The sequence below is a fragment of the Rhodococcus sp. IEGM 1306 genome (genome assembly GCF_036541985.1).
GTDB classification, from domain to species: domain Bacteria; phylum Actinomycetota; class Actinomycetes; order Mycobacteriales; family Mycobacteriaceae; genus Rhodococcus_F; species Rhodococcus_F qingshengii.
The window spans coordinates 16889-38650 of sequence record NZ_JAZHFF010000016.1 but is presented as its reverse complement, the minus strand read 5'-3'; the positions used below and the strand labels follow the sequence as shown (position 1 = coordinate 38650).

The following is a 21762-nucleotide window of genomic DNA, read 5'->3' as shown; positions in this document are numbered from 1 at the left end:
TGGATTCCTTTCTTGTAGTTAGCGTCCGGTGAACGATGTGGCTTGCTGCTTTTGCCGGATGCGTTCTTTGCGGATCGCTTCATCGATGTCGGTGACGTGATAGTGGATGTGCTCCTCGATGACGCGGCCACCTTCGGCGATCGCGGACTGAATCGAGTTGGACCCGAGCTGGTCTGAGACGACCGGGCCGACTGCTTGGGCTCCCATAGCCGCGGATTGGATGTCCATCGCCGCCTGCCAGTACCGGTGGTTCGGATCCAAGGGCGTGCCCTGAACTCCGAGGATCTCCGGAAGCGCCTTCTTGGCGATGTCGCCCGCCTGGGTTCCGAACTTGCTGAGTCGGCCTTCGAGGTAGAGCCGCTGTTCCTCCGGCGTGAAGACGCCACCCTCGGCGAACATTCCCATCACTCCGGCGCCCATCGCCCGCTGCACACCCTCGACGCCCTGCTTACGGGCGATCGAGTTCATGCCGTCGACGAACGACGAACCCACAGCGCGAGTCCACTCGGGCCGCATGATCGACTCACCACCGGAAACTCCGACCTGGAACTTGTCCTGGCCGGGGCTGTATCCGGGGATGATCCCGCCGAGTGCGTAGCCGTGCCCTTGGCCCCACATGGCCCCGAGGTCGTCGCCATACCTGGATCGGTAGTAGCGCAACGCCGCGGACATTGAAGCATCGGGATTCGTGCGGTCGTTCGGCAGATCCGGATTGCGGTAGGTCGCAAAGGTTCCAGGAATGACCTGAAGTAGACCCACCGCTTCATTGCCGCCCGAGTTCACGTCCTGAACCGACTGGACGATGTTCGGATTGCCGCCGGACTCGGATTGAATCTGCGCGAGCATCAGATTCTGATTCCGCTCGTTGGCGTCAAACCCCTCTCGCTGGAGAGCTTCAATCACCTTGGAGCGCCATTGTTCTGCGCCAGCGCCGATATCGAACGGCGTCGACCCTGAATCGTTCGGACCCGCTGCGCCTCGGATCCTCTCAGTCAGCGCATCCTTTATCGCATTGAAGGCAGCTTTGGGCACCTGGCCAAACAGCGAGGGCCCAAAGTCTGGAATAGACTTACCGAGCTGCGAAGCGGCCAAATCGAATCCGGCTGCCGCAGCCTGCTTCGCAGGATTCATTGCCGCGCCAACGGCTCGACGGATACTGCCCAGCAACCCGCCACCATCCGCGTCGGCCGGATCGCCGCCAGGGCCAACCGGTTCCGCGACTGCCCAGTGCACATGGTTGTTGTGCTCCGCCATCGTGCCCGCGCCATAGAACCCGTAACCGTCACCAACTGGGTTGCCGGCGCCGATGTTGCGATTGAACGGATCGTGAATCAACTCGATGGTTCGGCCTGCAAAGTTGTCTGCAATCCAGCCTGCGAGTTGACGCATCTCAGGGGTTGAGGAATACCCGTTCGAGAAGTCCGCAGCCATGCCCTGCGAGTGGTAGCCGTTGTCGGTGTAGCGAAGACCGGAGGTCATTTGCATTCCGGTGCCGAACTTCTCCTGCACGGCCGAAGTCATCGACTCGACGATTCCGCCGTTTGCGAAGTACTGCATTCGCTTCTTGACGCCAGCTACGCCCTCGGCTCGTGCTGCGGCATTCATGCCGTTCACGTAGCCGGAGCCCATGGCCTGGGTCCACTCCGGGCGCATTACAGCTTCGCCGCCTGAAAGGTGCAGTCGCCCACCGGTTGGTGATGCAAACTCGTGCACATCACGGCCCGGGGTGTAGCCCGGAAGAATGCCGCCCGTTGCTCGTTTGACTACCTGATTAAGGCCGCCATCCGCCTTGCCTGCATCGGTTATCTCGATACGGCTGACGCCGCCCCACTCGTCGAGGCCGGGTATGACCTTCGCGACCGCGTTCCATGCGTTCTTCAGGGAGCCATTGATGACGTTGTCGATGATCCAGTTGATCGGTCCAGCGACCTTGTCCTTCAACCCATCCCAAACATTGCCGATGGATTCGACGATGTTGCCGAAGAAATTCTTCAAGTCGGTGAGGGTGCCTTTCACCTTCTCGAAAGTCTCGCCGATGAATTCCTTCGCCCCCAGCACGGCGTCCTTGGCTTCGGTGAGTTTCTCGCCCCATGATTGGGCGAAGGATCTAATGCCTTCGACCACCAGGGGTAAGACATGTTCGGCGATCCACTCGATAGCTCTGGTCAGCGGTGGAAGGACTGTCTCCACAAGGACCACGAACAGGTCGATCAGTACGGGGAGCAGATCGGTGCCGATCTGGATCAGTTGCGGAATGAACGGCGTGATCGCCAGCACTATCCGCGAGAACGAGTCGATCAGAGTTGGTAGCAGCGGCATGATCTGGACGAGCGCGTCGGCGATCGCGGTACCCAGTTGCATCGCAACGTCGGCGAGGATTGGCGCCAACTTTTCGAGTACCGGCTTCATCCCGGTGAGCCACTGGTCGATCACCGGCCCGAGCGCCTCGAAGATCTTCTGCAGTGCCGGCGCGAGCGCCTGGACGAGTACAGAGATGACCTCGGCTGCCATCGGCAGGAACGGGGCGAGAGCCTCGACCAGACTTGCGAAGGCGGTGCCCAGTGGGCCGATCGCGGGAGCCAGGGCGTCGACTGCCTTGACGAGGGCGGTGCCGATCGTCTGAATGATCTGCGAGAGAGGCGGAATCAGTGGCGTGAGAGCGGTCCCGAGAGATCCCAGGAGTTCGGCGACGATGGGCATGACCGGTGTCAGCCCGTCTGCCAGAGCGGAAATGAACTTCGACAGATCCGGCAGGATCTTGACGAGCGCATCACCGAATGCGACACCGAGTTGACCGAGTGAAGGAGCGAGGGCTCCGATCGACTCACCGAGTGTTTGAAGGACTGGGCCGATGACCGGACCGACAATGTTGCCGAACTGGATCAATCCGTCGAGTAGGCCGTTCAGGCCGCCGCCGAGACCGTCGAGAATCGACGAGAAGTTCCCGATCAGCTCAGTCAATGCTCCGGACTCGAAGGCATCGGAGAATGCGGTTCCGATGCCGCCGAGCACATTTCCCAGAGACTCGCCGAGCTGCCCCATGACGGGTGCCGCGGCGTTGCCGATGTCGAGAATGCCTCCGGTGATGGCAGCCAGACCGGGCTGCATGCCAGTGATCAGGTCAGCGGTACCGGCGAAGATGTTTCGCAGGCTGTCCTGAGCCGCAGCGGATGCGAAGAAGTCGGAGAAGTTTGTCGCGGCCCCGTTGATGGAAGTCGCTACCTCGCCGAAGCCTTCCTTGAGCATCGGCATCGAAACCTGGGCGAGGTTCGTGAACGATGCGTCGAGTCCGGCGAACATGTTCTCTTGCGTCGACTTACGGACATCGCTCCACGCGGGCCCGAGCTCGCGCATCGCGAGGACAAAGCCGGCCGCGCTCGGGGAGAGCTTGGCCATTGCCTCGGCGGCCTTGTCGGCACTGCTCGATGTGGCACTGTTCGCTTCCTGCAGAGCCGCTTGGGCTTCGACAACTCCCTGAACCGCTTCTACGACACCGCGGTTGGCGTCCGCGACTCCGAGTTGAGCGTCCTGCACTCCGAGTTCGGCTTCCTTGACTCGGTCGTCAGCCTCGGCGATCGCTTCCTTGGCAGAGACAACTTGTTCAGAACCTTCGACGCCTGCTTTGTTGGCTGCATCGACTTCGGTTCGCAAATCACCGTTGCGCTCACGCACTTCATCGAGACGCTGCTTAGCCTCGTCGACTCCGAGAACAGCCTCGGCAATGTCGAGTTGGGTGACCGGCTGGCCACCCTTCCAGAGGTCACGCAACTGCTGCTCGGCACGACGAACCGCCAACTCGGCGCCACGCTCATCGAGAGCGGACCCCTTCAGTGCGAGGTTCAGGTCCTCGATCTGCTCCTGAGCATCCTTGCGGGCTCGGGTCAGGTCTTCTTGAGCATCCTGGGCTGATTGGTGAGCGCGAGCGACACCCTTCTCGGCCTGCTCGAGACTTCGATTCGCCTGCTCGACTCCACGTGTGGCGCTTTCCACGCCGCGGTTCGCCTGCTCGACACCCTTCTGCGCGGAGGCGACACTCTTCGCCTTTGCTTGCGCGTCGGAAACTGACGACTTGGCTTCCGCAGCTAGTGAGGTAAAGGCGTCCTTGACTCCATTGAGTCCAACGACGGTGGTGGCCATGCCTGCCGCGCCGGCAATCCCGACTGCGCCGAGACCGGCGGCGAGTGCCCCGACCGCGCCCGCCGCCAGGCCTGCAGCGCCCCCGATGGCACCGATACCGGCCGCAATGGCGGTGTACTTGAGACCAGATGTTCCGACGCTCGACAGAGAGCCACCGAGGCGGTCATTACCTCGACGACCGGCGCCACCTCCGATATTGGCCGTCGAACCGATGCCCTGAGATGCGGCGCGCAGAGTTGCCAAACGAGCCAGTGCAGCGGTGATGTCCAGATCGAAGTCTGCCCGCATGGCCTGATTGGCTTCAATGCGAAACAGGCGCAACTGCTCCCGAGCGAGAGTCAGGTCCAACCGCAGTGGCACTTCGATATCAGCCCCGGCAGATCCAGCTGCGAGGTCAGCCCGGAGCTGCTGGCGAAAACCAGACAGGTCCGGGGAGACCGTCACCTTGATATTGGCGTTGAATCTCCCCAGACCCGCTTCGAGCTTCTGCCTGAAGTTGTCGAAGTTCGGTACGACGATGACCGGTGCTTCGATGCGCTCGGAGCGCAGTCTGACTTTGACCTTCCGATGGAAGCCCGTGAGGTCGGGTCCAATGGCGATTGATGCTGTGCCTGCCTGAAACTGGACACTCACGGGCTACCTCCGGGTACTACGCCACGGAACCCCTTGCCCCGCAGTAAGCCATCACGACGTTTCGGTCGAAGATGAGAGCCCCGGCGCTCCCTTTCCGACCATCCAACGAACTTGCGATTCGTTGAACGTGGCGTCTACTGCATCCGAGGATTTCCGCGGCTTCAGTGCTGCCTATTGATAATCCTTGCGGGATAGGGGGTTTGGCGACGTCGCGTTGTCGCCGTCGACTCAGCTCATCGTTCGCTTCGAGAGCGCCGAGCTTGAGTTCTTCCTGCAGATTGAGAACATGCGGTGAGGGTCGATACCCGTCGCGCTGCAGCTGCTTGATTGCAACGGAGACAAGGTAGTAGATCTCTGGGATGGCCGAACCTCGGAGCAAGATCACTCCTGCCCCGAGGTGTTCGGCGTCAGCCCTCGTCATCCGGCAGGGGGATGTCGCGGAGGGTCGAATTAGCGTTCTCGGCAGCGGCAACGAGATCCGCTCGCCTCGGAGTCTTTGCCCTGTCGCACATGACGAGTAGCGGTTCGACTACACACTCGGCCATCAACTTCAGGGCATGGCCGGCGACATAGCCGAAGAGTTCAGGTCCGACTTCTGTCAGGTACCGCTCGTTGACTTTCCGCATGGCTTCGATGTCGTGGCTCTTGGCGGCCATGTCGTACATGAGCCGGGTAGCAGCCTTCTGGATGACGTCGATGTCGATCACGGCGTCGGGGACCCCTTTGTCGTCGACGACTGTCACGAGGGCGGGTGTCTCGGGTGTCTCGTTGGTCATGATGCGTCCTTTGCGTTGATTGAAAACTGCGGAACTTCCGCAGTCGATTCGAGCTCTTCCGTACGTGAGGCGTTGAGCTCCACGATTCTTTCCTCTAGTGCCGCCACCTCCTGGTTGATTTCCTGCAAGAGGTCGTCGCATTCCGTCATCGTCAATTGCGTCCATCGCTTGCCCCGATATTCGAGGCAAATTTCATTGAGCTCTCGGTATTGGTCGAGCGAGAGTTCCGTTGGAACCTTCATGCCGTCGCCTTTCGGTGGAGTGTGATGAGTGCATCGGGACACTCGGTCAGGTGCAGGCAGCGGGCACACAGCCCGCGTGCGTAGTTCTTGTCATCGTCGGTTGCCTTGGCGTCTGCGATGTTGTCGAACAAATCCCAGTGCGTTCGGCACTTTGCTTCAGGAAGGTCTGGTCGATTAGCCAAGATCGCTGCGAGAAGTGATTCCGCTCCCGGCACTTTTCGTGAGCCGGACCGCGTTCGGGGTGCAGTCATGCGGGGACCCCGCTCGCATCGGCGACGATGCATGCCACGCACTTCCCGGACCTGCCGAGCGTCCCTCCGCATTTGCCGCAAAGGTCAACTTTGGCAGTGAGGCCACTGTGTGGCCCGTCTTCTGGCAAGTGGCCCAGCTGTATTTGACGCTCAGTGGGGCCAGCCAGTTTGTGCAGGTCAGACACAGTTGGGCCAGTTGGGCCACTCTCAGAGGGATGGTTCGCTGCGTGGCCTGACTGCGGGGGGAGTGCCCACCATGAGATTCGAGGGAATCCCTCGGTGGTGTACACCACCTTCAATTTCTGTGCGGCCCGCTTGAGAGTTCGTTCGGAAATCTTCTCCTTAGCTGCCTCGGTTTTGACTTGCTTACTGGGAGCCTTGCCTTGTTCGGTGAGATAGTCCTCGAGCCATGCCTCCGCCTCGGTCCGATCGCCACCTTCGCCCTGTGCAGCTTCAGCCGCGTCAGTGAACACATCCCGCGCAGAATGCTCGGCGTCACCTGCCCACACCAAGCGAGGAACAGTGCCGTCACTGTCAGGGCTCGGGTCGAACACCTGGACGGACTCGATTCGGAACTTCGACGCCGCCACGGGCTTCGTCAAGTTCGTCTTCTCGGGTCCGATGAGAAGCACCGTGTCGTCATCCGGGTCAGGCTGGGCGAGCAACGTCATGCGAGCCTTTTTGCGCAACTCGGCGGTCATTCCATAGGCATTGCGGACATTGCCTGTGGCTTCCCGATTTGTGTGCCCGGTCAACAGGACTGAGATGCCGGTGCGGGTTGCCAGTTCCTTCCAGGGGTGTAGTGCCCGACGTGCATGCTGCGGATCCTTAACGGTGAGAGACCCCGGAAGGGTGTCTGCCCAAGCGTCGACAATCACCAGGGCTGAATCCTGGGCAACCTCCGCCACCACATCCAAGTCGCGTGGAAACGTCGGAGAGCCAGAGCCGTCACTGTCGGCACAGATCACGCGTACGTAGTCCAGGTTTGCGCCGGCGAGTTCGAGTCTCGGGCGGGCGACTGTCGACCAGTCGTCTTCCGTCAGGACCAGCACCGCACACTGAGGTGCGCGGGCTGGTATCCCAAAGGCGAGAAATGGTCGGCCTGTCGTCACCAGCGCGATCAGCCACACCAAGAACATCGACTTGCCGATTCCCTCCGGCCCGAGCATGTACGTCACCGACGCGGCCGGAAGACGACCAACGGCAAGCCATTCGATCGAACGGGCACCATCTAGGTCGGTCGCCTTCCAAACCTTCGGTCGAGTTTCGACATACTCAGGCACTGACTCCGAGTCGCTCACGCCGCCCGACCTGTCGTCCGCTGGGCCGATCTCAGACATGTATCGAACTCTCCCTCGGTCAAACCTGTGGACAGTGCCGCGTCGCGAATCTCAGGCACAAGAGAACTGCCCCCACGTTCGAGAGCGCGGCACAACGCCCAGAACGTGATTTGATTACGGCCACCACCGACAGCCTCGGCAACCTTGCGCACCAACCCATCCGAGCGCCGTTCCGGATTCGCGGTGACCGGCGACGGTTTGTAGACGGGTGGAGTTACAAGAGGGAGCAGTTGTTGTGGCAATGGTGCGATCGGATGGTCGCGTTCGATCCGGTACAGCTTTCCGGTATCTGGGTGAACGGAGCCGGGCATCACCGTGTAGCCCGTGCGCCAGGTCTTGAGATCGATCCCGTCGTACCTGTCGAGCTTGCCGCGGACCTTTCCGTCGTATCGGAAGTACGCATGCCGGCCACCTGATCCGGTCCGCACGACCAAGGTGTCGAGAACCTCGGGCATGTCTAAAGATTCGAGGTTGCCGCCGTTCCGAGGATCTTCATCGAGCACCATCACGCCCTGACATGTGCCGCCCCAGTTGCAGTGCGGGTACTTGTGCGCCTGACGGGTGAGCACGTCTGGGTTGGTGGTGAAGTCGTGGAATCCTCCCGGCAGGAACGCCTTCTTCCCGTCGAGTGGTCCGAGCGCGAACCCGAGGTCGCGCATGCGTTGCGTTTCCGGATGAACCATGTCGTAGCCCCGTTTCGTGGAGGTGGAAGGCGCCCAGGCAGATGATCGTGATGTTCTCGACGATCAACAGGAAGGTGAGCGCGAAAGTTGTTGTGGTCACAGCGACTCCCGGTAGTCGGCCGATGTACGGATCTCGGACTCATTGCGGGCGAGAAGCTTGCACCGGCTGGCGATGGCCCGGTAGTCGGACACGATCTCGTTCACTACTTCCGCGAACGTCTCCACGTAATCCGGCAGGATCGTCAGGTCGACGAACATCTCTCCGCCGTCCTGATCCGAGCAGTCGATCTCGATGCGCGGGAGGTCGGTAAAGAACTCCTCGCCGTCATGCCCGTCGTATCGAAGTATCTGAGCTTTGAAGGGAGCACGTTCAACTTGGGCCAAAATGGTGCTCTCGCCGCCATTTTCGTCCAGCTTTGCCGAGACTTGTTCACTTGTCGGCGCATTCACGATGATCGTCATTTCGGGGCCTGCCCGTCTTCGATCATCTGGAATGCGGCGACGGTGAGGTCCAGGTATGCCCGATACATCTCGGTCAGCGTGTCGATCAGGGCCGGCACTTCGGAGGGATGGATAGAACTGCTCCCCTCGCCTTTACTGAACTCGACCTCCCACTCGGACGGACGAGCGATACCCTCATCATCGAGGGCATCGAAGCGGCTGAGCTCGACATCAACGCTCGTGTGTGGCGCAACTTTTCCGATAGTCATCACGGCTACGACGGTGTGGACGCTCTCACCTGAGGGCACACCCGCGAGAACCTCGGCAACGGTAGGGATAATTGGTAAACTCATGACAGATCTCCTGCTTTCGTAAGGGTTGTTGGGGTTCTGAACAGGCATCAGGTGCATTTCCGGGATGGGAGTCCCGCATCTGGTGCCTTTTTCGTTTGATTCCTGCGCGCACATCAAGCCGAAGCCTCGAGCCCCTTGATGTATTCGCAGAGCGCAGACTCGGAGACGCGCCTAGATTTGCCGATCTTCACCGAGCGCAATTCTCCGGACTTAATTAGCTCGAAGACCTTGGCGCGGCCGACGCTCAGGCGAACTTGAACAGCTGGGATGGCGTGCATTTGAGTTGCTGGGGTTGTCACCACTTACCTCCGATTGCTCCATTTAAGGTCCAGTAATCTATGATGCTGGATCTGTTCGGAACAGTATCACACGTAGTTCCACGATGCGCCTAAGTTCGGTTTAGTCTGCTCCTATGCGGAGCAACGAAGCGACAATGCGAGGATCTGAGACGGCAAGGGCTTGGGCGAATGACCAAGCCGAGCGCGTAGGGGTGGCAGTTCGGGAACTAAGGGTGACGCGTGGGCTTTCGGCATCGCAGCTATCCGCTAGGACAAGCCATGTTGGATTTCCGATCACGCGAGCCACTATCGCCAAGATTGAAAGCAATAGCCGATCCGCCAAGTTAGACGTGGCTGAGATCCAAACATTAGCTGCCGCACTAGAAGTCGCGCCTCTTGAACTACTCTTTCCCGGCCTGATTTCCCGGCAGGTAGATATTTTTCCGGGCCGACAAGGCGACAGCCTGGAAGCTGCCCTTCAGTTCACGGGCGAGGTGCTGACAGGTTTTGACTTCAGTAAGATTCCCGGAGATCCGAGCATTGCCGACGTCGACGACCGATATGACTGGCTCGACAATCTCGGGCAGTCGGGGGAACGCTTGGGATTGGCACGGCAATGGCAAGGGCTAATCGAACAGGCGGTTGATCTCGAAGATCGGATTGCAGACCTTCCGGACACTGAGCCCGTCGAGCACAGCGCGAACCTATTGTCTCAGTTGGCCCAGGTAAATCGCCTGCTCGAATTTCTCCTAGCCCGCATGCGGTCGCTAGGCATGGAAGTGGACCGATGACTAGGCAGCGTCTCAAGCCGGGCGAGTGGGGGAAGATCACCACTACGAGCCGCAACGGTACTGATGTGGCCAAGGTTCGAGTGCGCGACCGAGACGGCGTGCTGCGTCTTGTCGAGGCGACTGGGACATCGGCGGAAGATGCCCGGCTGAATGTTCAGAAGAAGCTCACCGATCGAGTGACGCCGGCGGGTGTCCGAGCTGCGCTGAGTGCAAGATCTCCGATGACCGACCTTGCTGCGTACTGGCTGGAGGAAAAGGCGGACACCGTCGAGATTCAGACCTTGGGCACCTACACCGACACGTGGGATCGGGTTTGCCGGCCCGCCCTCGGCTCTCTCCAGATTGGCGAGGTCACCACCGGTACGGTTGACGCTTTTTTGCGGGCGATCGCAAAAACCGCCCCCTCCCGCGCACGACTCGCTCAGATCGTTTGCAGCGGAATCTTCTCGACTGCCGTCCGACTCGACCTGATTCCGTACAACCCCGCAAGAGAGACCACTAGGCCGAAGATCAAGAGGAAGCCTGTCCGAGCAATCACTGTGGAGGAGTTTGCGGCTGTCCGAGCAAAGATCGCAGCCTACTGCCGGCATGAGGAAGTGAGCCTCGACGGAACAGTGCGGCCACGGCCTGGCCCGAAACCTGGACAAGACCTGCAAGACATCATGGATCTGCTCATTGCGACAGGTGGTCGAATCAGTGAGGTACTGGCATTGCGCCGCGCCGAGGATGTCAACCTGTCCACCGACCCGGTGACCGTCGAGATTCGAGGCACGCTGATCGTTCCTCGAACAAAGGGAGAAAAGCTGCGTCGTCAGGAGTACCGAAAAGGTGACGCACCTCCACTGACGGTGATGCTGCCTCAGTTCGCCGCAGACTCTCTGCGGCGACGGTTGAGCCTGCCTGTGCCCGAGGAGTCCGTGGGGGCAGTTTTTGTCACCGGGACGGGCAACTGGGTGTCTCCTGCCAACGTGCGTCGGGCGTGGCGAGCAGCACTAGGCGAGGAGTACGCGTGGGTGAAGCCTCATTCGTTCCGGCGCACGGTAGCAACGCTAGTGAAGCAGCAGTACGGCGTCGAAGGTGCTCAGGCCCAACTTGGTCACGCCAACACTCGAGTGACTGAAGCCCATTACATCGAGCGTGTGACACACGTCCCAGACATGACATCGGTACTCAACACTTTCGGCCCAGATCTGACGCAATCTGTTGAGTAACTGTTGAGCCGGCCCAGAGGGTTCGGATACAAGAAAGCCCCTCATCGGCATCTCTGCTGGTGAGGGGCTTTCTGTTGTGCGCCCGAAGGGATTCGAACCCCTAACCTCTTGATCCGTAGTCAAGTGCTCTATCCGTTGAGCTACGGGCGCATGTTCTGTTGTCTTGCTGGTCTTGCGTGTCTTACCGTCGTAATTTCTATCATTTCTAACCCGCCGGTCAAAATCACCGGCTTGGCGGAGGCGAGAGGATTTGAACCTCCGGTCCCTCGTAAAAGGGACAACTCATTAGCAGTGAGTCCCATTCGGCCGCTCTGGCACGCCTCCCTGGGGGTTCCGATCCTTTCGGACCGCCGGATCGAAAGATTACACACCCTTCGCCACCAAAGGCAAAACGTGTGGTCAGCGGGCTGTTTTGTGGACTTACCGCAGGTGGCTGTCGAACCAGTCGAAGATCCGGGTCTGAGCTTCGATGATCGAGGCCGAATCAGGGTCGTCGAGGTCAGCGTCCTCGGACAGCTGTGGCGGCTCGTCCGCCCGGTGAGCCAGTCCGGCGTAGCTGACCACCAGTGTCGCGACGTCGGCCTTCGCGGTCGCTTCCCGGAGCAGAGTCACGTGTTCGCGAGGCGTGCTGGGATCGTCCTCGCCGTACAGCGCCAGCCACGGCGCCTGCAGGGAAGTGGCCGCGTCGACAAGCGCCTGAGCATCCACCGACAAGGCTTCGACGATTCCCCGGGCGGCGACGCTCACCGCGGCGCCGACGGGACGGCTGGTGGCCACGAGCATCGCGGCGGTACCGGCGTCGTCGAATCCGAGCACCCCGATGGTGTCTGCGAGAACTTCGCGTCCGACGAGCCAATCGAGGGTCGCGTCGAAGTCGGCGAAGAGGTTGTCACCGAACACCTCACCCTGCATGTGTTCGGGTTCGCGGTGAAACAGGTGAGGTGCGACGCTCACCCACCCTTCGCCGGCAAGCGCGCACATCAGATTCAGCAGAGCCGGGCTGAACTTCCGGGCTTCATGCAGGACGACGATCCCGCCCCGCGTCGGGCCGTCCGGCTCCACCACGGTCAGCGGAACAGCCGTGGCGACCTCCCCTTCGGCTCCGCGCAGATACGCGGTGGCTCGGAAGATTTCCGACATCTTCTAACTCTGACACGCAGACGGCCGCTACGCACCAAATCAGTGCGCGCATAATCGACTCGTGACCGCACACATTCGCCCTGACCTCGCCTCCATCCCCGCCTACGTTCCCGGACGCAATTTTCCGGGTGCGATCAAGCTGGCGAGCAACGAAACGACAGTAGGGCCGTTGCCCGGTGTGCGTGACGCCGTCGCCGACGCGGTCGCCAATGCCAACCGCTACCCGGACAATGCCGCGGTTGCACTCATCGAGGCGCTGGCCAGCTTCTTGAAAGTCGAGCCGGCCAACGTCGCCGCTGGTTGCGGCTCCGTGACGCTGTGCCAGGAACTCGTGCAGATCACGTGCGATCAGGGTGACGAGGTCATCTACGCGTGGCGTTCGTTCGAGGCGTACCCCGTGGTCACCCAGGTCGGCCATGCCGTCTCGGTCAAGGTTCCGCTGACCGAGGACTTCGGCCACGACCTCGACGCGATGCTGGCCGCGATCACGGATCGCACGCGGTTGATCTTCGTATGCAACCCCAACAACCCGACCGGCAATGCACTGTCGAAGGCAGAGCTCGAGAGCTTCCTCGACGCGGTCCCGGCGCACGTCGTCGTCGCACTCGACGAGGCGTACTTCGAATACTCACGCTCGGACGCCGACGGCATCGAGCTGTTCCGCAGCCGCCCCAACGTGGTTGTTCTGCGCACCTTCTCGAAGGCGTACGGCCTCGCGGGAATCCGCGTGGGTTACGCGGTCGCGGATCCGGAGATCATCGTGGCCCTCGGCAAGGTGCACACCCCGTTCACCGTGAGCGCTGTCGCGCAGGCCGCCGCAATCGCTTCCCTGGCTGCAGCAGACGAACTGCTTGCCCGCACCGAAGGTGTCATCGCCGAGCGGACGCGAGTTCGAACCGCTCTGATCGAAGCCGGGTACACCGTCCCCGAGTCGTCGGCGAACTTCGTCTATCTCCCCCTCGGAGAACTCTCTCCCGCTTTTGCTGAGGCGAGTACCGAAGCGGGCATTCTGATCCGCCAGTACGGCGTCGAGGGCGTCCGGATGACCATCGGCGATCCACACGAGAACGACGCATTCCTCGCTTTCGCGAACACCGACGTCGCGAAGCAGGCCGCGGGCATCGGCGTCACCGCGTGACACTCGATACATAACTGTTACGCCGAGGACTGGAATTCGTTTCGGCAGACGGGCACACTCAGGGAGGTTCGAGGCCGGTCCGAGTGAGGGAGCACGACGCATGACGCGACGCATGACACGAACGTGTGCCGTGCTCGCAACGACCCTTCTCGCCACCACCGCGACCTCCCTGAGTGGCGTCGCCAACGCAGAGTCCCAGGACACGGTGTCGGTACGTCTGTTGGCGTTCAACGATCTGCACGGCAGTCTCCGCCCGCCGGAAGGTGTTCGCAGCGAGATCAGGCAGGCCGACGGCTCGCTCACTCCCGCAGGTGGCGCGGCGTATCTCGCTGCTTACGTGACGCAACTTCGCAGCCAAGCCACCAACTCGCTGCTGTATTCGGTCGGTGACAACTGGGGATCGTCGGCGCTCGAGTCGGCGATGTTCAACGACGAACCGACGGTCGAACTCCTGAACCGGATGAAGATCGACGCTTCCGCGATCGGCAACCACGAACTGGACAAAGGGCTCGCCGAGTTCCGTCGCATGCAGTCCGGCGGTTGCTCCGCCGTCGATGCGTGCACGTTCAGTCCGTCCTTCGGCGGCGCCAACTTCCCTCTGATGGCCGCGAACATGACGTACACCAACGGCGCTCCGGCCACGCTGCCGTTCACCGTGAACATGGTCGACGGCATTCCGCTCGGAGTCATAGCGATTTCCCCCGCCAACACGTCGCAGATCGTGACACCGGGCGGGATCGCCGATCTGCAGTTCGGCGACGAGGTCGAAGCGATCAACCGCACCGCCGACGTCCTCGACTTCTTCGGCGTCAAAGCCATCACCGTCCTCCTGCACCGTGGGGACGAACCGGCCGTCGAAGGTGGGCCCAACGACTGCAACGTCGAGTCCGGCCCGGCCCGCGACATCGCCCTCCGCGCCTCACCGAAGGTGGACGTCATCTTCACCGCCGACAGCCACCAGCAGTACAACTGCGAATTCCCTGATCCCGCAGGCAATCCCAGAGTCGTGATGCAGGGCGCTTCGCACGGCCGGATCGTGTCCGTCGCAGACGTCACCATCGACCGCAACACACGCGAGGTCGTTCGCGATCAGACGTCCGCGTTCAATCAGATAGTGACACACGATATTTCGCCGGATCCCGATATTCAGGCTCTCGCCGACCGGGCCTGGTCGGAGGCGTCGGACAGCGCTCAGCGGCCGGTGGGGACCATTACCGCCGATCTGACACGCGACCGCGTCCCCAGCGGCGAATCGACACTCGGCAACCTGGTCGCCGACGCTCAACTCGCCGCCGGATCGACACGAGGCGCCCAACTAGCGTTGACGAACCCCGGCGGCATGCGCGAGGACTTGGACTTCGGCACTTCCGGCCAGGTCACCTACCGCCAGGCCTACGGTGTTCAACCCTTCGGTAACAGCCTCGAGGTGCTCTCCGTCACAGGAGCGGTGTTGAAGGACGCTCTCGAACAGCAATTCCAGATCGACCTCGACGGCACCGCTACCGAGCGCATCCTCTCCCCGTCCGCGGGCTTCACCTACGCCATGGACCGGCGAGCAGCGCCGGGCTCGCGAATCTCGGAAATGCGTCTGAACGGGCAGGACATCGCGCCCGACGCCGTCTACAGCGTCGTGGTGAACAAGTTCCTCGCCGAGGGCGGGGACGGCTTCACCGCACTGAAGAACTCCACCCAGATGACCGGTGCTGGCAACGACCTCGACGCCTTGACCGCCCTGTTCGCAGCCGGGTCGCCGGTCTCGCCACCTGCCACCGACCGCATCCGCACCATCGGCTGACTAGGCATCCCCGCGCTCGATTGCCTAGTCTCGACGGGTGATCATCGCGACCCATAACGGCAAGTTCCATGCAGACGACGTCTTCGGCGTATCGCTGCTCAAGCAGCTGTACCCCGACGCCACCGTCGTTCGCAGCCGTGACGAGTCCGTCCTCGACAGCGCGGACATCGTGCTCGACGTCGGCGGTCGCTACAACCCGGCCGAGGGGCGCTTCGACCATCACCAGCGTGATGCCGGCGAGCGCAGCAACGGCATCCTGTACTCCGCCTTCGGTCTGCTCTGGCAGGAATACGGCCTGCAGTTCTGTGAAGGCGACGCCTCCGTGTTCCGCCGTATCGACAGCCGACTGGTCGAGGGCATCGACGCCGTCGACAACGGCCAAGAGATCTACACCCTCAACGACTACGGCACCAAGCCTTTTGATCTGTCGTCCGTGCTGGACCTTTTCAATCCGATCTCGTCCACCGACGAGGAGTTCGACACCCAGTTCGAGCTGGCCGTCGTTCTCGCAACCCAGGTCTTGATTCGCCTGCGCGCCAAGTATGCCGGCGACGCGGCGGCCGAGCGCGAGTTCACCGAGACCTACGAAAAAGCAACGGATCCGCGCTTCGTCGTGCTGGAACGCTTCGTTCCCCACGGCCGCGCCGCGTCGGCCCAGCCAGAGCTGCTGTTCACCATCTTCCCGAACACCAACGGCGGCTGGTCGATTCAGACGGTCAAGCCTGCTGACTCCAAGTTCGGTTCACGAAAGCTGTTGCCGGAGCCGTGGCGCGGCCTGAACGGCTCGGATCTTGCCGCCCAGACGGGCGTCGACAGTTCGGTCTTCTGCCACAAGGCCGGGTTCATCGCGGCTGCGCAGACCCGTGACGGCGCCCTCCAATTGCTCGAACTGGCACTGGCCGAGTAGTTCTCAGCTCACATTCCCAGCGCCGTCTTCACCGTCGGCCAGGAATCGTGAAGCGCGTCTTGCCAGTACGGCCACGAATGGGTGCCGTCGTTCCGATACGCGAACACTGCGGGAATCGACAACTCCCCCAACCTCGCTTCGAACAGTTGTGTGCACGTATTAGCGAGCGCCTCGAGCGGTCCGCCTTCGATGGCAGTCTGCAGTCCACTCGGGGTGAAGACGTTGTCGTATTCTCCGGGCGCACCTGTACCGGAGGACACGTAGATCGTCTTCCCACGCAGCGTTTCCGCGTTGGTGGACGGGTCGTGCTTTTGCCAGTCGGGGTCCGACGCCGGGCCCCACATGTTGGTGGCGTCGCCCGCCTTGCTGGCCACGGTGAGCCGCACGGAATCCTGCGAGGACGATTCGGAGTTGTCGAGACAGCCACTGTACGAGGCCAATCCGGTATAGAGCTTCGGGTGATGTGTGATGAGGTTGGCCGCGCCGAGCGCACCCATGGACACCCCGCCGACCACATTCGTCCCATTTCCGGAAAACGCAGAATCGATCAACGCCGGAAGCTCTTCAGCGAGAAACGATTCCCACTTGTTCACACCGAGGTTCGGATCGTCGTTCTTCCAGTTGGTGTAGAAACTGCCGGTACCGCCAACAGGGAGAACGACGTTGACGTTCTTGTCGGCGAAAAACGCTTCGATGTCGGTCTTTTGAGTCCAGGTGCTTTCGGAGTATCCGGATTCCGAACCGGCACTGACGCCGTCGAGTAGGTAGAAGGACGGACGCGAACCGGCACTCGACGCTGGATGCAGAACCTGCACTTGCACCTCGCGCCGCATGGCCGGCGACTCGACGAAGACGGCACTGCGTGTGGGCGACAACTGCTCTATGCGATTGATATGAGCCCCGGCCTGACCGGCCGAATCTCCTGGCGGGTTTTCAGGTGCCGGTTCGGCATACGCCACTCCGCCCACGACAAGCGCGAGCACGACCAACACAATCCCGACAAACCCAAATCTCCGCATCCGTCAAGCGCCCCCTGAGCATCGCACGACTACCGCTGACTCTCGATTGGACAGGACGAACGTCCCGGGGTCAACCCACTGGTTGGGATTTATTACTCGCGGGTATCCAATGGAGTTGGACAGTTCTCCACCGATGCACACACAGGTGTGGATAACTTCATTCACATCCGCTTCCCAGTTGTGCATAACCTGTGGACAAAAGGATGAATTACAACATAGTTATTCCTTCTACCTGCAACGATTCGTTTCCCCACAGTGTGCATAACTTTGTCGAACAGGGCTCGCGAGACGCCGGTTTCCGGGCGTGTCCATGCAGTTCACACCGCCGCGCCACTCTTTGTTCACAGGCCCGACACCACCGGCCGACAATGCTCCCCACCCCGACTTCATACTTGTTGCATGCTGACCGCTCTGCTCGCCGCCACAGCTGTGCTCGCCCTACTGACTCTGGTCCCCGGGCCCGACATGGCCGTCGTGACGCAGGCTGCTCTCGGCGCGGGCAGATCCGCCGGTTTCCGGGTAGCTGCCGGCATCGTCTCGGGCCTTCTGGTGTGGGGTCTGTTGACCGTCCTCGGGCTGTCGGCGATCCTGGCCGCGTCGGCGGAGGCGTACACCGTCGTCAAGCTCGCCGGCGCGGCTTACCTGATCTATCTCGGTGTGCGAGCACTGTGGGAGAGCCGGACGTCGCGGATGCAACACAATGCCGACGCTCCACGATCGCAGAAGGCCGGGACATGGAAGACGGGCTTCACCACCAACCTGCTCAACCCCAAGATCGCCGTCTTCTACACCGGACTGTTGCCGCAGTTGGTTCCGGCCGGGTGGCCGACGGGACCGTCGCTTGCATTGCTGGTGCTCATCCACGCAGCCATCACCATCGTGTGGCTCAGTGGCTACGTGGTCCTTCTCTCGCGAGCGCGTAGCACCTTCGAGAAGCCCCGAGTGCGACAGGCACTCGAGCGCATAACCGGAACAGTTCTTCTAGGATTCGGAGCGAAGATCGCGCTCGAAGCGCGCTGAGACGGCAATCGGAAAAGAGTAGACAGTGGGCGCGTGGGGATCGGGACCGTTCGAGAACGACGGTGCAGGGGATTTGATCGCGTCCATCGGGCACGGTGACTTCACCTTCGAATCGGTGGAGTGGGCATTCGAGGACGACTACCTCGAGGTGGACGGCGGCCAAATCGCCATCGCCTTGCTCGAATTGGTGCTGATCGTGCGCGCCGATCACAAGCGCGACCCCGCCACCGAAGACCTCGATCTCGATTCCTTCACCGCGGCCCTGACCAGCGAACGGCTCACCTGGTTGATCGAAATGGTGGAGCGCACCATCGCATCGACCGATTCGGAACTGTTCGAATTGTGGGACGAGCAGGGACCGGAAGAGCTTGCGTCGTGGCGAGTTCCCGTCGTGGACGGTCTCGAGGATCTGCGCGTTCTGTCGGTCTGATTCCGTCACCGCTCCATCACGTTTGCTTATCGGGCCACAACGGTTCGGTCTTGGTCAGATTCCCTGGTAGGACCCTATGGTCGAACGGATCACCGAGTGAGAACTGTGGCTCGTCGACGACGGGAATCCACGCTCACCCCGGACCCAGGAGCAGACCATCATGGCGACTTTCGTTCCGGCTGCGCGCGTCGACAGAATCAGGGAGTCGCCGAGTGTGGCTGCCGCACAACGAGTGCGCGAGCTGAAGGCCCAGGGCCGTGAAATACTCGACCTGACCGTCGGGGAGCCCGATTTCGACACACCCGACAACATCAAGTCTGCGGCGATCACTGCGATCAACACGGGTCAGACCAAGTACACCGCAGTCAACGGCATCCCGGCTCTACGCGAGGCAATCGCAGCACGCGCGGCTTCGCGAACCGGAATCCAGTACGCGGACAACCAGATCACCGTCGGCGGCGGCGCGAAACAGGTCATCTTCCTCGCTCTCATGGCGACGGTCGAAGCCGGCGTCGAGGTTATCGTTCCCGCCCCTTACTGGGTTTCGTACCCGGATATGGTCCTCGCTCACGACGGAACTCCGGTGATCGTTCAGTGCGAGGAGTCCGACAACTTTCTTCTCACAGCCGAAGCACTATCCGCTGCAATCACTTCGAACACCAAGTGGGTCATCCTCAATGCCCCGGGCAACCCCACCGGATCTGTGTACACCCGCGAGCAGCTGCAGGCCCTCGCCGAAGTGATCGAGGCCAATCCCCATGTCAGTGTGTTGGTCGACGAGATCTACGACGAGATCAACTTCGGCGACGCTCCGATCCCGAGTCTGCTGCAGGTCGCTCCGCACCTCCGTGATCAGGTACTGGTCACCAACGGAGTCTCCAAGTCTCATGCCATGACCGGGTGGCGACTCGGATACGGACTCGGAAATTCCGGATTGATCGGCGCCGTCAACAAACTGCAGGGTCAGAGTTCTTCCTGCCCGTCCTCGATCAGCCAGGCCGCAGCCGTGGAAGCCCTCACCGGCGACCAGAGTTTCCTCACCGAATCCGTACGAAGTTACCGACGACGACGCGACCTCTCGGCTCACCTCCTCAGTGTTGTCCCCGGGCTCGAGCCCGTCGTGCCGCAGGGTGCGTTCTACCTGTTCGTCAACTGTGCCGGCTTGATCGGCAAGCAGACCCCGGATGGCACCGTGATCGAGTCCGACCAGGATCTCGTCCTCTATCTCCTCGACGAGGCGTCGGTTGCCACCATTCAGGGTTCGGCTTACGGCGCATCGCCGTACTTCCGTATCTCCTTCGCCACCTCCGAGGCTGTCCTCGAAAAGGCCGCGGCACAGATCGCCGCGGCAGTCGAACGCCTTTCCTGATCTTTCATACTTTCTGGAGTACAAGATGATTCACGTCAAGACGAAAATTGATCGCGCGGACAAGGACCTGATTGCCGAACTGGGGACGTTCTCCGCGGCCACGATTCACGAGGCACAGGGACGTAAGGGCTCGCTGCATCCGGCGATCAAGCCGATCGACCGCGACATGAAGTTCTGCGGCTCCGCTTTCACAGTCAAGTGCCATCCCCGCGACAACCTCATGCTGCAGGTTGCGATCAGCTACGCACAGCCGGGTGACGTCCTGATCGTCTCTTCAGGTGATCAAGCCGCCGGCCAGTTCGGCGATGTTCTGGCCAATGCCTGTGTTGCGCGCGGCATTACCGCACTGGTCACCGACGGCGGAGTGCGCGATACCCGGGAGATCCGCGAACTCGGATTCCCCGTCTTCTCCAAGCACGTGTACATCGAGGGAACCGTCAAGGAATCTCTCGGCCCGATCAACCATCCCCTGGTCTTCGGAGAACAGGTCATTTATCCCGGTGACGTCGTCAAGGGTGACTGCGACGGCGTTGTCGTGGTCCGCCGCGAGGAGGTTGCCGAGGCAATCGAACTTTCGCGTGCCCGTGACGAAGCCGAAGCCGGGTACATCGAGCGTTACAAGCGGGGCGAGACCCCACTCGAGGTGAGCAATCTGACTGCCCTGCTGGAAGCCAAGGGCCTGGTGGTCGAATAACCTGCTGTGCGCCTTTATTAACCGCCCGCGGTTAATAAAGGCGCACAGGGTCGAAGGACTCAGAACCGCAACAGCACCTTCCCCGACACCGAAGCATCCTTGGCGACTGCGAAAGCTTCCAGAGCTTCCTCGACCGGATATTCGTGTGTGAGAACAGCATCGACAGCAAGCGAACCGTCGGCGAGGGCGAGCAGCACCTCGTCGATTTCGTCGTTGAAGCGGAATGAGCCCACCAACTCCAACTCTCGCGTGATCGCCAGCGAAATGTGTACCGGTTGAGGTCCGGACGGAAGAAGCCCGAGCATGACCACCCGTCCACCGCGCGTCGCCCCGCGAATAGCGGATTCGAGCCCGCGATGATTGCCGGTGCACTCGACGACCACGTCGGCATCGGATGCGGCGACTGCCTCGGCGTCGGTGGCCTCGAGAACCCGATCCGCACCGAGCGTCGACGCGATCTGCAGCGGAACGTCGTGCACGTCGACCGCGGTGATCGACTGCGCGCCTGCTCGTCTGAGCACAGCCACGACCAGTGCGCCGATGGGTCCGCAGCCGACGACCAGCGCCTTCTTCCCGCGTACGTCTCCCGCTCGCGAAACAGCGTGCCAGGCAACGCTTGCCGGTTCGGCTACCGACGCAGTCCGCAGGTCCAACCCCTCGGGCAGTTCCCGGAGCATGCGTGTCGGGAGCACTGCGTATTTCACGAAGGCGCCCTCGGTGTGTGGGTACTGCGCTGCACTTCCCAGGTATGTGCAGCAGGGCGAGAGGTTGGGCCGATCGCTCGGGAACCGAGGCGCGGTCCCACCGGGCGTTGCGGGGTGTACGGCCACGGAAGTTCCAACTGCCGGCCCCGTTCCGTCCGCCGCGGCCGTCACGACCGTGCCGACCACCTCGTGACCGAGCAGCATCGGTGCCTTCAGAATCGACTCCCCCGCCGCGCCGTGCGTCCAGTAGTGCAGATCTGATCCACACACACCGCCGTAAGCGATCTCGATCACTGCCTGCTCGGCGGTCGGCGCAGTCAACGCAACATGCTCGACCCGCAGGTCACCTGCCGCATGGGCCACCACTCCGAGCGTCGTTTCCGGTAGTACAAAACTCATGATGCGCTCTC

Annotated in this window: 20 protein-coding genes, 2 tRNA genes and 1 pseudogene; 10 read left to right on the top strand and 13 right to left on the bottom strand. The window is 61.6% G+C overall.

Annotated elements, in window-relative coordinates; translation table 11 throughout:
- Nucleotides 1-18: 18 nt before the first annotated feature.
- The 8 genes from V3587_RS28295 to V3587_RS28260 form a co-directional block, all read right to left on the bottom strand.
- On the bottom strand, nucleotides 19-4770 hold the full coding sequence (locus tag V3587_RS28295) for a transglycosylase SLT domain-containing protein (RefSeq protein WP_283377553.1): 4752 nt from the start codon (nucleotides 4768-4770) through the stop codon (nucleotides 19-21).
- A gap of 407 nt (nucleotides 4771-5177) precedes the next feature.
- Nucleotides 5178-5546 (bottom strand): hypothetical protein, encoded by a 369-nt coding sequence (locus V3587_RS28290; protein ID WP_283377552.1) that lies wholly within the window; start codon nucleotides 5544-5546, stop codon nucleotides 5178-5180.
- Entirely contained in the window at nucleotides 5543-5788 is a 246-nt protein-coding gene (locus V3587_RS28285; protein WP_283377551.1) for a hypothetical protein, read from the bottom strand. The genes V3587_RS28290 and V3587_RS28285 overlap by 4 nt, the downstream gene beginning before the upstream one ends.
- Before the next feature lie 247 nt (nucleotides 5789-6035).
- On the bottom strand, nucleotides 6036-7379 hold the full coding sequence (locus tag V3587_RS28280) for an AAA family ATPase (protein WP_283377550.1): 1344 nt from the start codon (nucleotides 7377-7379) through the stop codon (nucleotides 6036-6038).
- The gene (locus V3587_RS28275; RefSeq protein ID WP_283377549.1) at nucleotides 7337-8062 is read right to left on the bottom strand and encodes a bifunctional DNA primase/polymerase; all 726 of its coding nucleotides are present in this window, start codon (nucleotides 8060-8062) and stop codon (nucleotides 7337-7339) included. The genes V3587_RS28280 and V3587_RS28275 overlap by 43 nt, the downstream gene beginning before the upstream one ends.
- A gap of 96 nt (nucleotides 8063-8158) precedes the next feature.
- A complete protein-coding gene (locus V3587_RS28270; protein ID WP_030535768.1) occupies nucleotides 8159-8524 on the bottom strand; it encodes a hypothetical protein in 366 nt (121 codons plus the stop codon).
- A complete protein-coding gene (locus V3587_RS28265; protein WP_030535769.1) occupies nucleotides 8521-8856 on the bottom strand; it encodes a hypothetical protein in 336 nt (111 codons plus the stop codon). The genes V3587_RS28270 and V3587_RS28265 overlap by 4 nt, the downstream gene beginning before the upstream one ends.
- A gap of 113 nt (nucleotides 8857-8969) precedes the next feature.
- Entirely contained in the window at nucleotides 8970-9134 is a 165-nt protein-coding gene (locus tag V3587_RS28260; protein ID WP_209910935.1) for an excisionase family DNA-binding protein, read from the bottom strand.
- A 134-nt stretch (nucleotides 9135-9268) separates the two neighbouring features.
- Between V3587_RS28260 and V3587_RS30740 the strand changes: the two are divergent.
- The 3 genes and pseudogenes from V3587_RS30740 to V3587_RS28250 all read left to right on the top strand — a co-directional run.
- A pseudogene (locus V3587_RS30740) lies at nucleotides 9269-9478 on the top strand (hypothetical protein); the annotation flags it as partial.
- A 6-nt stretch (nucleotides 9479-9484) separates the two neighbouring features.
- Nucleotides 9485-9925 carry a hypothetical protein gene (locus V3587_RS28255; RefSeq protein ID WP_374192589.1) on the top strand — a complete coding sequence of 147 codons (441 nt, stop codon included), beginning with the start codon at nucleotides 9485-9487 and terminating at the stop codon, nucleotides 9923-9925.
- Nucleotides 9922-11136, top strand: a complete 1215-nt coding sequence (locus V3587_RS28250; protein ID WP_209910930.1) for a tyrosine-type recombinase/integrase — start codon at nucleotides 9922-9924, stop codon at nucleotides 11134-11136. The genes V3587_RS28255 and V3587_RS28250 overlap by 4 nt, the downstream gene beginning before the upstream one ends.
- Before the next feature lie 77 nt (nucleotides 11137-11213).
- Here V3587_RS28250 and V3587_RS28245 read toward each other — a convergent pair.
- From V3587_RS28245 to V3587_RS28235, 3 genes are all read right to left on the bottom strand, one after another.
- Nucleotides 11214-11286 (bottom strand) — tRNA-Arg (locus V3587_RS28245).
- An 82-nt stretch (nucleotides 11287-11368) separates the two neighbouring features.
- A tRNA-Ser gene (locus V3587_RS28240) sits at nucleotides 11369-11460 on the bottom strand.
- 96 nt (nucleotides 11461-11556) lie between these two features.
- Nucleotides 11557-12276 (bottom strand): dienelactone hydrolase family protein, encoded by a 720-nt coding sequence (locus tag V3587_RS28235; protein WP_003943860.1) that lies wholly within the window; start codon nucleotides 12274-12276, stop codon nucleotides 11557-11559.
- Nucleotides 12277-12337: 61 nt separating this feature from the next.
- On the opposite strand from V3587_RS28235, the gene hisC reads away from it, so the two are divergent.
- The 3 genes from hisC to V3587_RS28220 all read left to right on the top strand — a co-directional run bounded on the left by hisC (nucleotide 12338) and on the right by V3587_RS28220 (nucleotide 16116).
- Nucleotides 12338-13414: a histidinol-phosphate transaminase gene (hisC, locus tag V3587_RS28230; RefSeq protein ID WP_007731684.1), complete on the top strand. Its 1077-nt coding sequence runs from the start codon at nucleotides 12338-12340 to the stop codon at nucleotides 13412-13414.
- 100 nt (nucleotides 13415-13514) lie between these two features.
- The gene (locus tag V3587_RS28225) at nucleotides 13515-15209 is read left to right on the top strand and encodes a bifunctional metallophosphatase/5'-nucleotidase (protein ID WP_030535773.1); all 1695 of its coding nucleotides are present in this window, start codon (nucleotides 13515-13517) and stop codon (nucleotides 15207-15209) included.
- A gap of 37 nt (nucleotides 15210-15246) precedes the next feature.
- Entirely contained in the window at nucleotides 15247-16116 is an 870-nt protein-coding gene (locus tag V3587_RS28220; RefSeq protein WP_003943978.1) for an MYG1 family protein, read from the top strand.
- Between the two features lie 8 nt (nucleotides 16117-16124).
- Here V3587_RS28220 and V3587_RS28215 read toward each other — a convergent pair whose 3' ends face one another.
- Complete coding sequence (locus tag V3587_RS28215; protein ID WP_030535774.1) at nucleotides 16125-17135, bottom strand: alpha/beta hydrolase; 1011 nt, start codon at nucleotides 17133-17135, stop codon at nucleotides 16125-16127.
- 399 nt (nucleotides 17136-17534) lie between these two features.
- On the opposite strand from V3587_RS28215, the gene V3587_RS28210 reads away from it, so the two are divergent.
- From V3587_RS28210 to V3587_RS28195, 4 genes are all read left to right on the top strand, one after another.
- The gene (locus V3587_RS28210; protein WP_007731691.1) at nucleotides 17535-18155 is read left to right on the top strand and encodes a LysE family translocator; all 621 of its coding nucleotides are present in this window, start codon (nucleotides 17535-17537) and stop codon (nucleotides 18153-18155) included.
- A gap of 25 nt (nucleotides 18156-18180) precedes the next feature.
- Complete coding sequence (locus tag V3587_RS28205; RefSeq protein ID WP_007731693.1) at nucleotides 18181-18585, top strand: DUF4259 domain-containing protein; 405 nt, start codon at nucleotides 18181-18183, stop codon at nucleotides 18583-18585.
- A 160-nt stretch (nucleotides 18586-18745) separates the two neighbouring features.
- The gene (locus V3587_RS28200; protein WP_007731694.1) at nucleotides 18746-19954 is read left to right on the top strand and encodes an aspartate transaminase; all 1209 of its coding nucleotides are present in this window, start codon (nucleotides 18746-18748) and stop codon (nucleotides 19952-19954) included.
- 25 nt (nucleotides 19955-19979) lie between these two features.
- A complete protein-coding gene (locus V3587_RS28195) occupies nucleotides 19980-20648 on the top strand; it encodes a 4-carboxy-4-hydroxy-2-oxoadipate aldolase/oxaloacetate decarboxylase (protein ID WP_007731695.1) in 669 nt (222 codons plus the stop codon).
- A 59-nt stretch (nucleotides 20649-20707) separates the two neighbouring features.
- Here the strand turns inward: V3587_RS28195 and V3587_RS28190 are convergent, their stop codons facing one another.
- A complete protein-coding gene (locus V3587_RS28190; protein ID WP_030535776.1) occupies nucleotides 20708-21751 on the bottom strand; it encodes an L-idonate 5-dehydrogenase in 1044 nt (347 codons plus the stop codon).
- Nucleotides 21752-21762 lie beyond the last annotated feature (11 nt).

What these genes read in the sequence shown, in the direction of transcription:
- V3587_RS28290 (WP_283377552.1), bottom strand. Translation starts at nt 5,546, where the DNA reads ATGACCAACGAGACACCCGAGACACCCGCCCTCGTGACAGTCGTCGAC.
- V3587_RS28195 (WP_007731695.1), top strand. Translation starts at nt 19,980, where the DNA reads ATGATTCACGTCAAGACGAAAATTGATCGCGCGGACAAGGACCTGATT.
- V3587_RS28190 (WP_030535776.1), bottom strand. Translation starts at nt 21,751, where the DNA reads ATGAGTTTTGTACTACCGGAAACGACGCTCGGAGTGGTGGCCCATGCG.
- V3587_RS28285 (WP_283377551.1), bottom strand. Translation starts at nt 5,788, where the DNA reads ATGAAGGTTCCAACGGAACTCTCGCTCGACCAATACCGAGAGCTCAAT.
- V3587_RS28210 (WP_007731691.1), top strand. Translation starts at nt 17,535, where the DNA reads ATGCTGACCGCTCTGCTCGCCGCCACAGCTGTGCTCGCCCTACTGACT.
- V3587_RS28225 (WP_030535773.1), top strand. Translation starts at nt 13,515, where the DNA reads ATGACGCGACGCATGACACGAACGTGTGCCGTGCTCGCAACGACCCTT.
- V3587_RS28260 (WP_209910935.1), bottom strand. Translation starts at nt 9,134, where the DNA reads ATGCACGCCATCCCAGCTGTTCAAGTTCGCCTGAGCGTCGGCCGCGCC.
- V3587_RS28250 (WP_209910930.1), top strand. Translation starts at nt 9,922, where the DNA reads ATGACTAGGCAGCGTCTCAAGCCGGGCGAGTGGGGGAAGATCACCACT.
- V3587_RS28280 (WP_283377550.1), bottom strand. Translation starts at nt 7,379, where the DNA reads ATGTCTGAGATCGGCCCAGCGGACGACAGGTCGGGCGGCGTGAGCGAC.
- V3587_RS28235 (WP_003943860.1), bottom strand. Translation starts at nt 12,276, where the DNA reads ATGTCGGAAATCTTCCGAGCCACCGCGTATCTGCGCGGAGCCGAAGGG.
- V3587_RS28200 (WP_007731694.1), top strand. Translation starts at nt 18,746, where the DNA reads ATGGCGACTTTCGTTCCGGCTGCGCGCGTCGACAGAATCAGGGAGTCG.
- V3587_RS28275 (WP_283377549.1), bottom strand. Translation starts at nt 8,062, where the DNA reads ATGGTTCATCCGGAAACGCAACGCATGCGCGACCTCGGGTTCGCGCTC.
- V3587_RS28215 (WP_030535774.1), bottom strand. Translation starts at nt 17,135, where the DNA reads ATGCGGAGATTTGGGTTTGTCGGGATTGTGTTGGTCGTGCTCGCGCTT.
- V3587_RS28270 (WP_030535768.1), bottom strand. Translation starts at nt 8,524, where the DNA reads ATGACGATCATCGTGAATGCGCCGACAAGTGAACAAGTCTCGGCAAAG.
- V3587_RS28265 (WP_030535769.1), bottom strand. Translation starts at nt 8,856, where the DNA reads ATGAGTTTACCAATTATCCCTACCGTTGCCGAGGTTCTCGCGGGTGTG.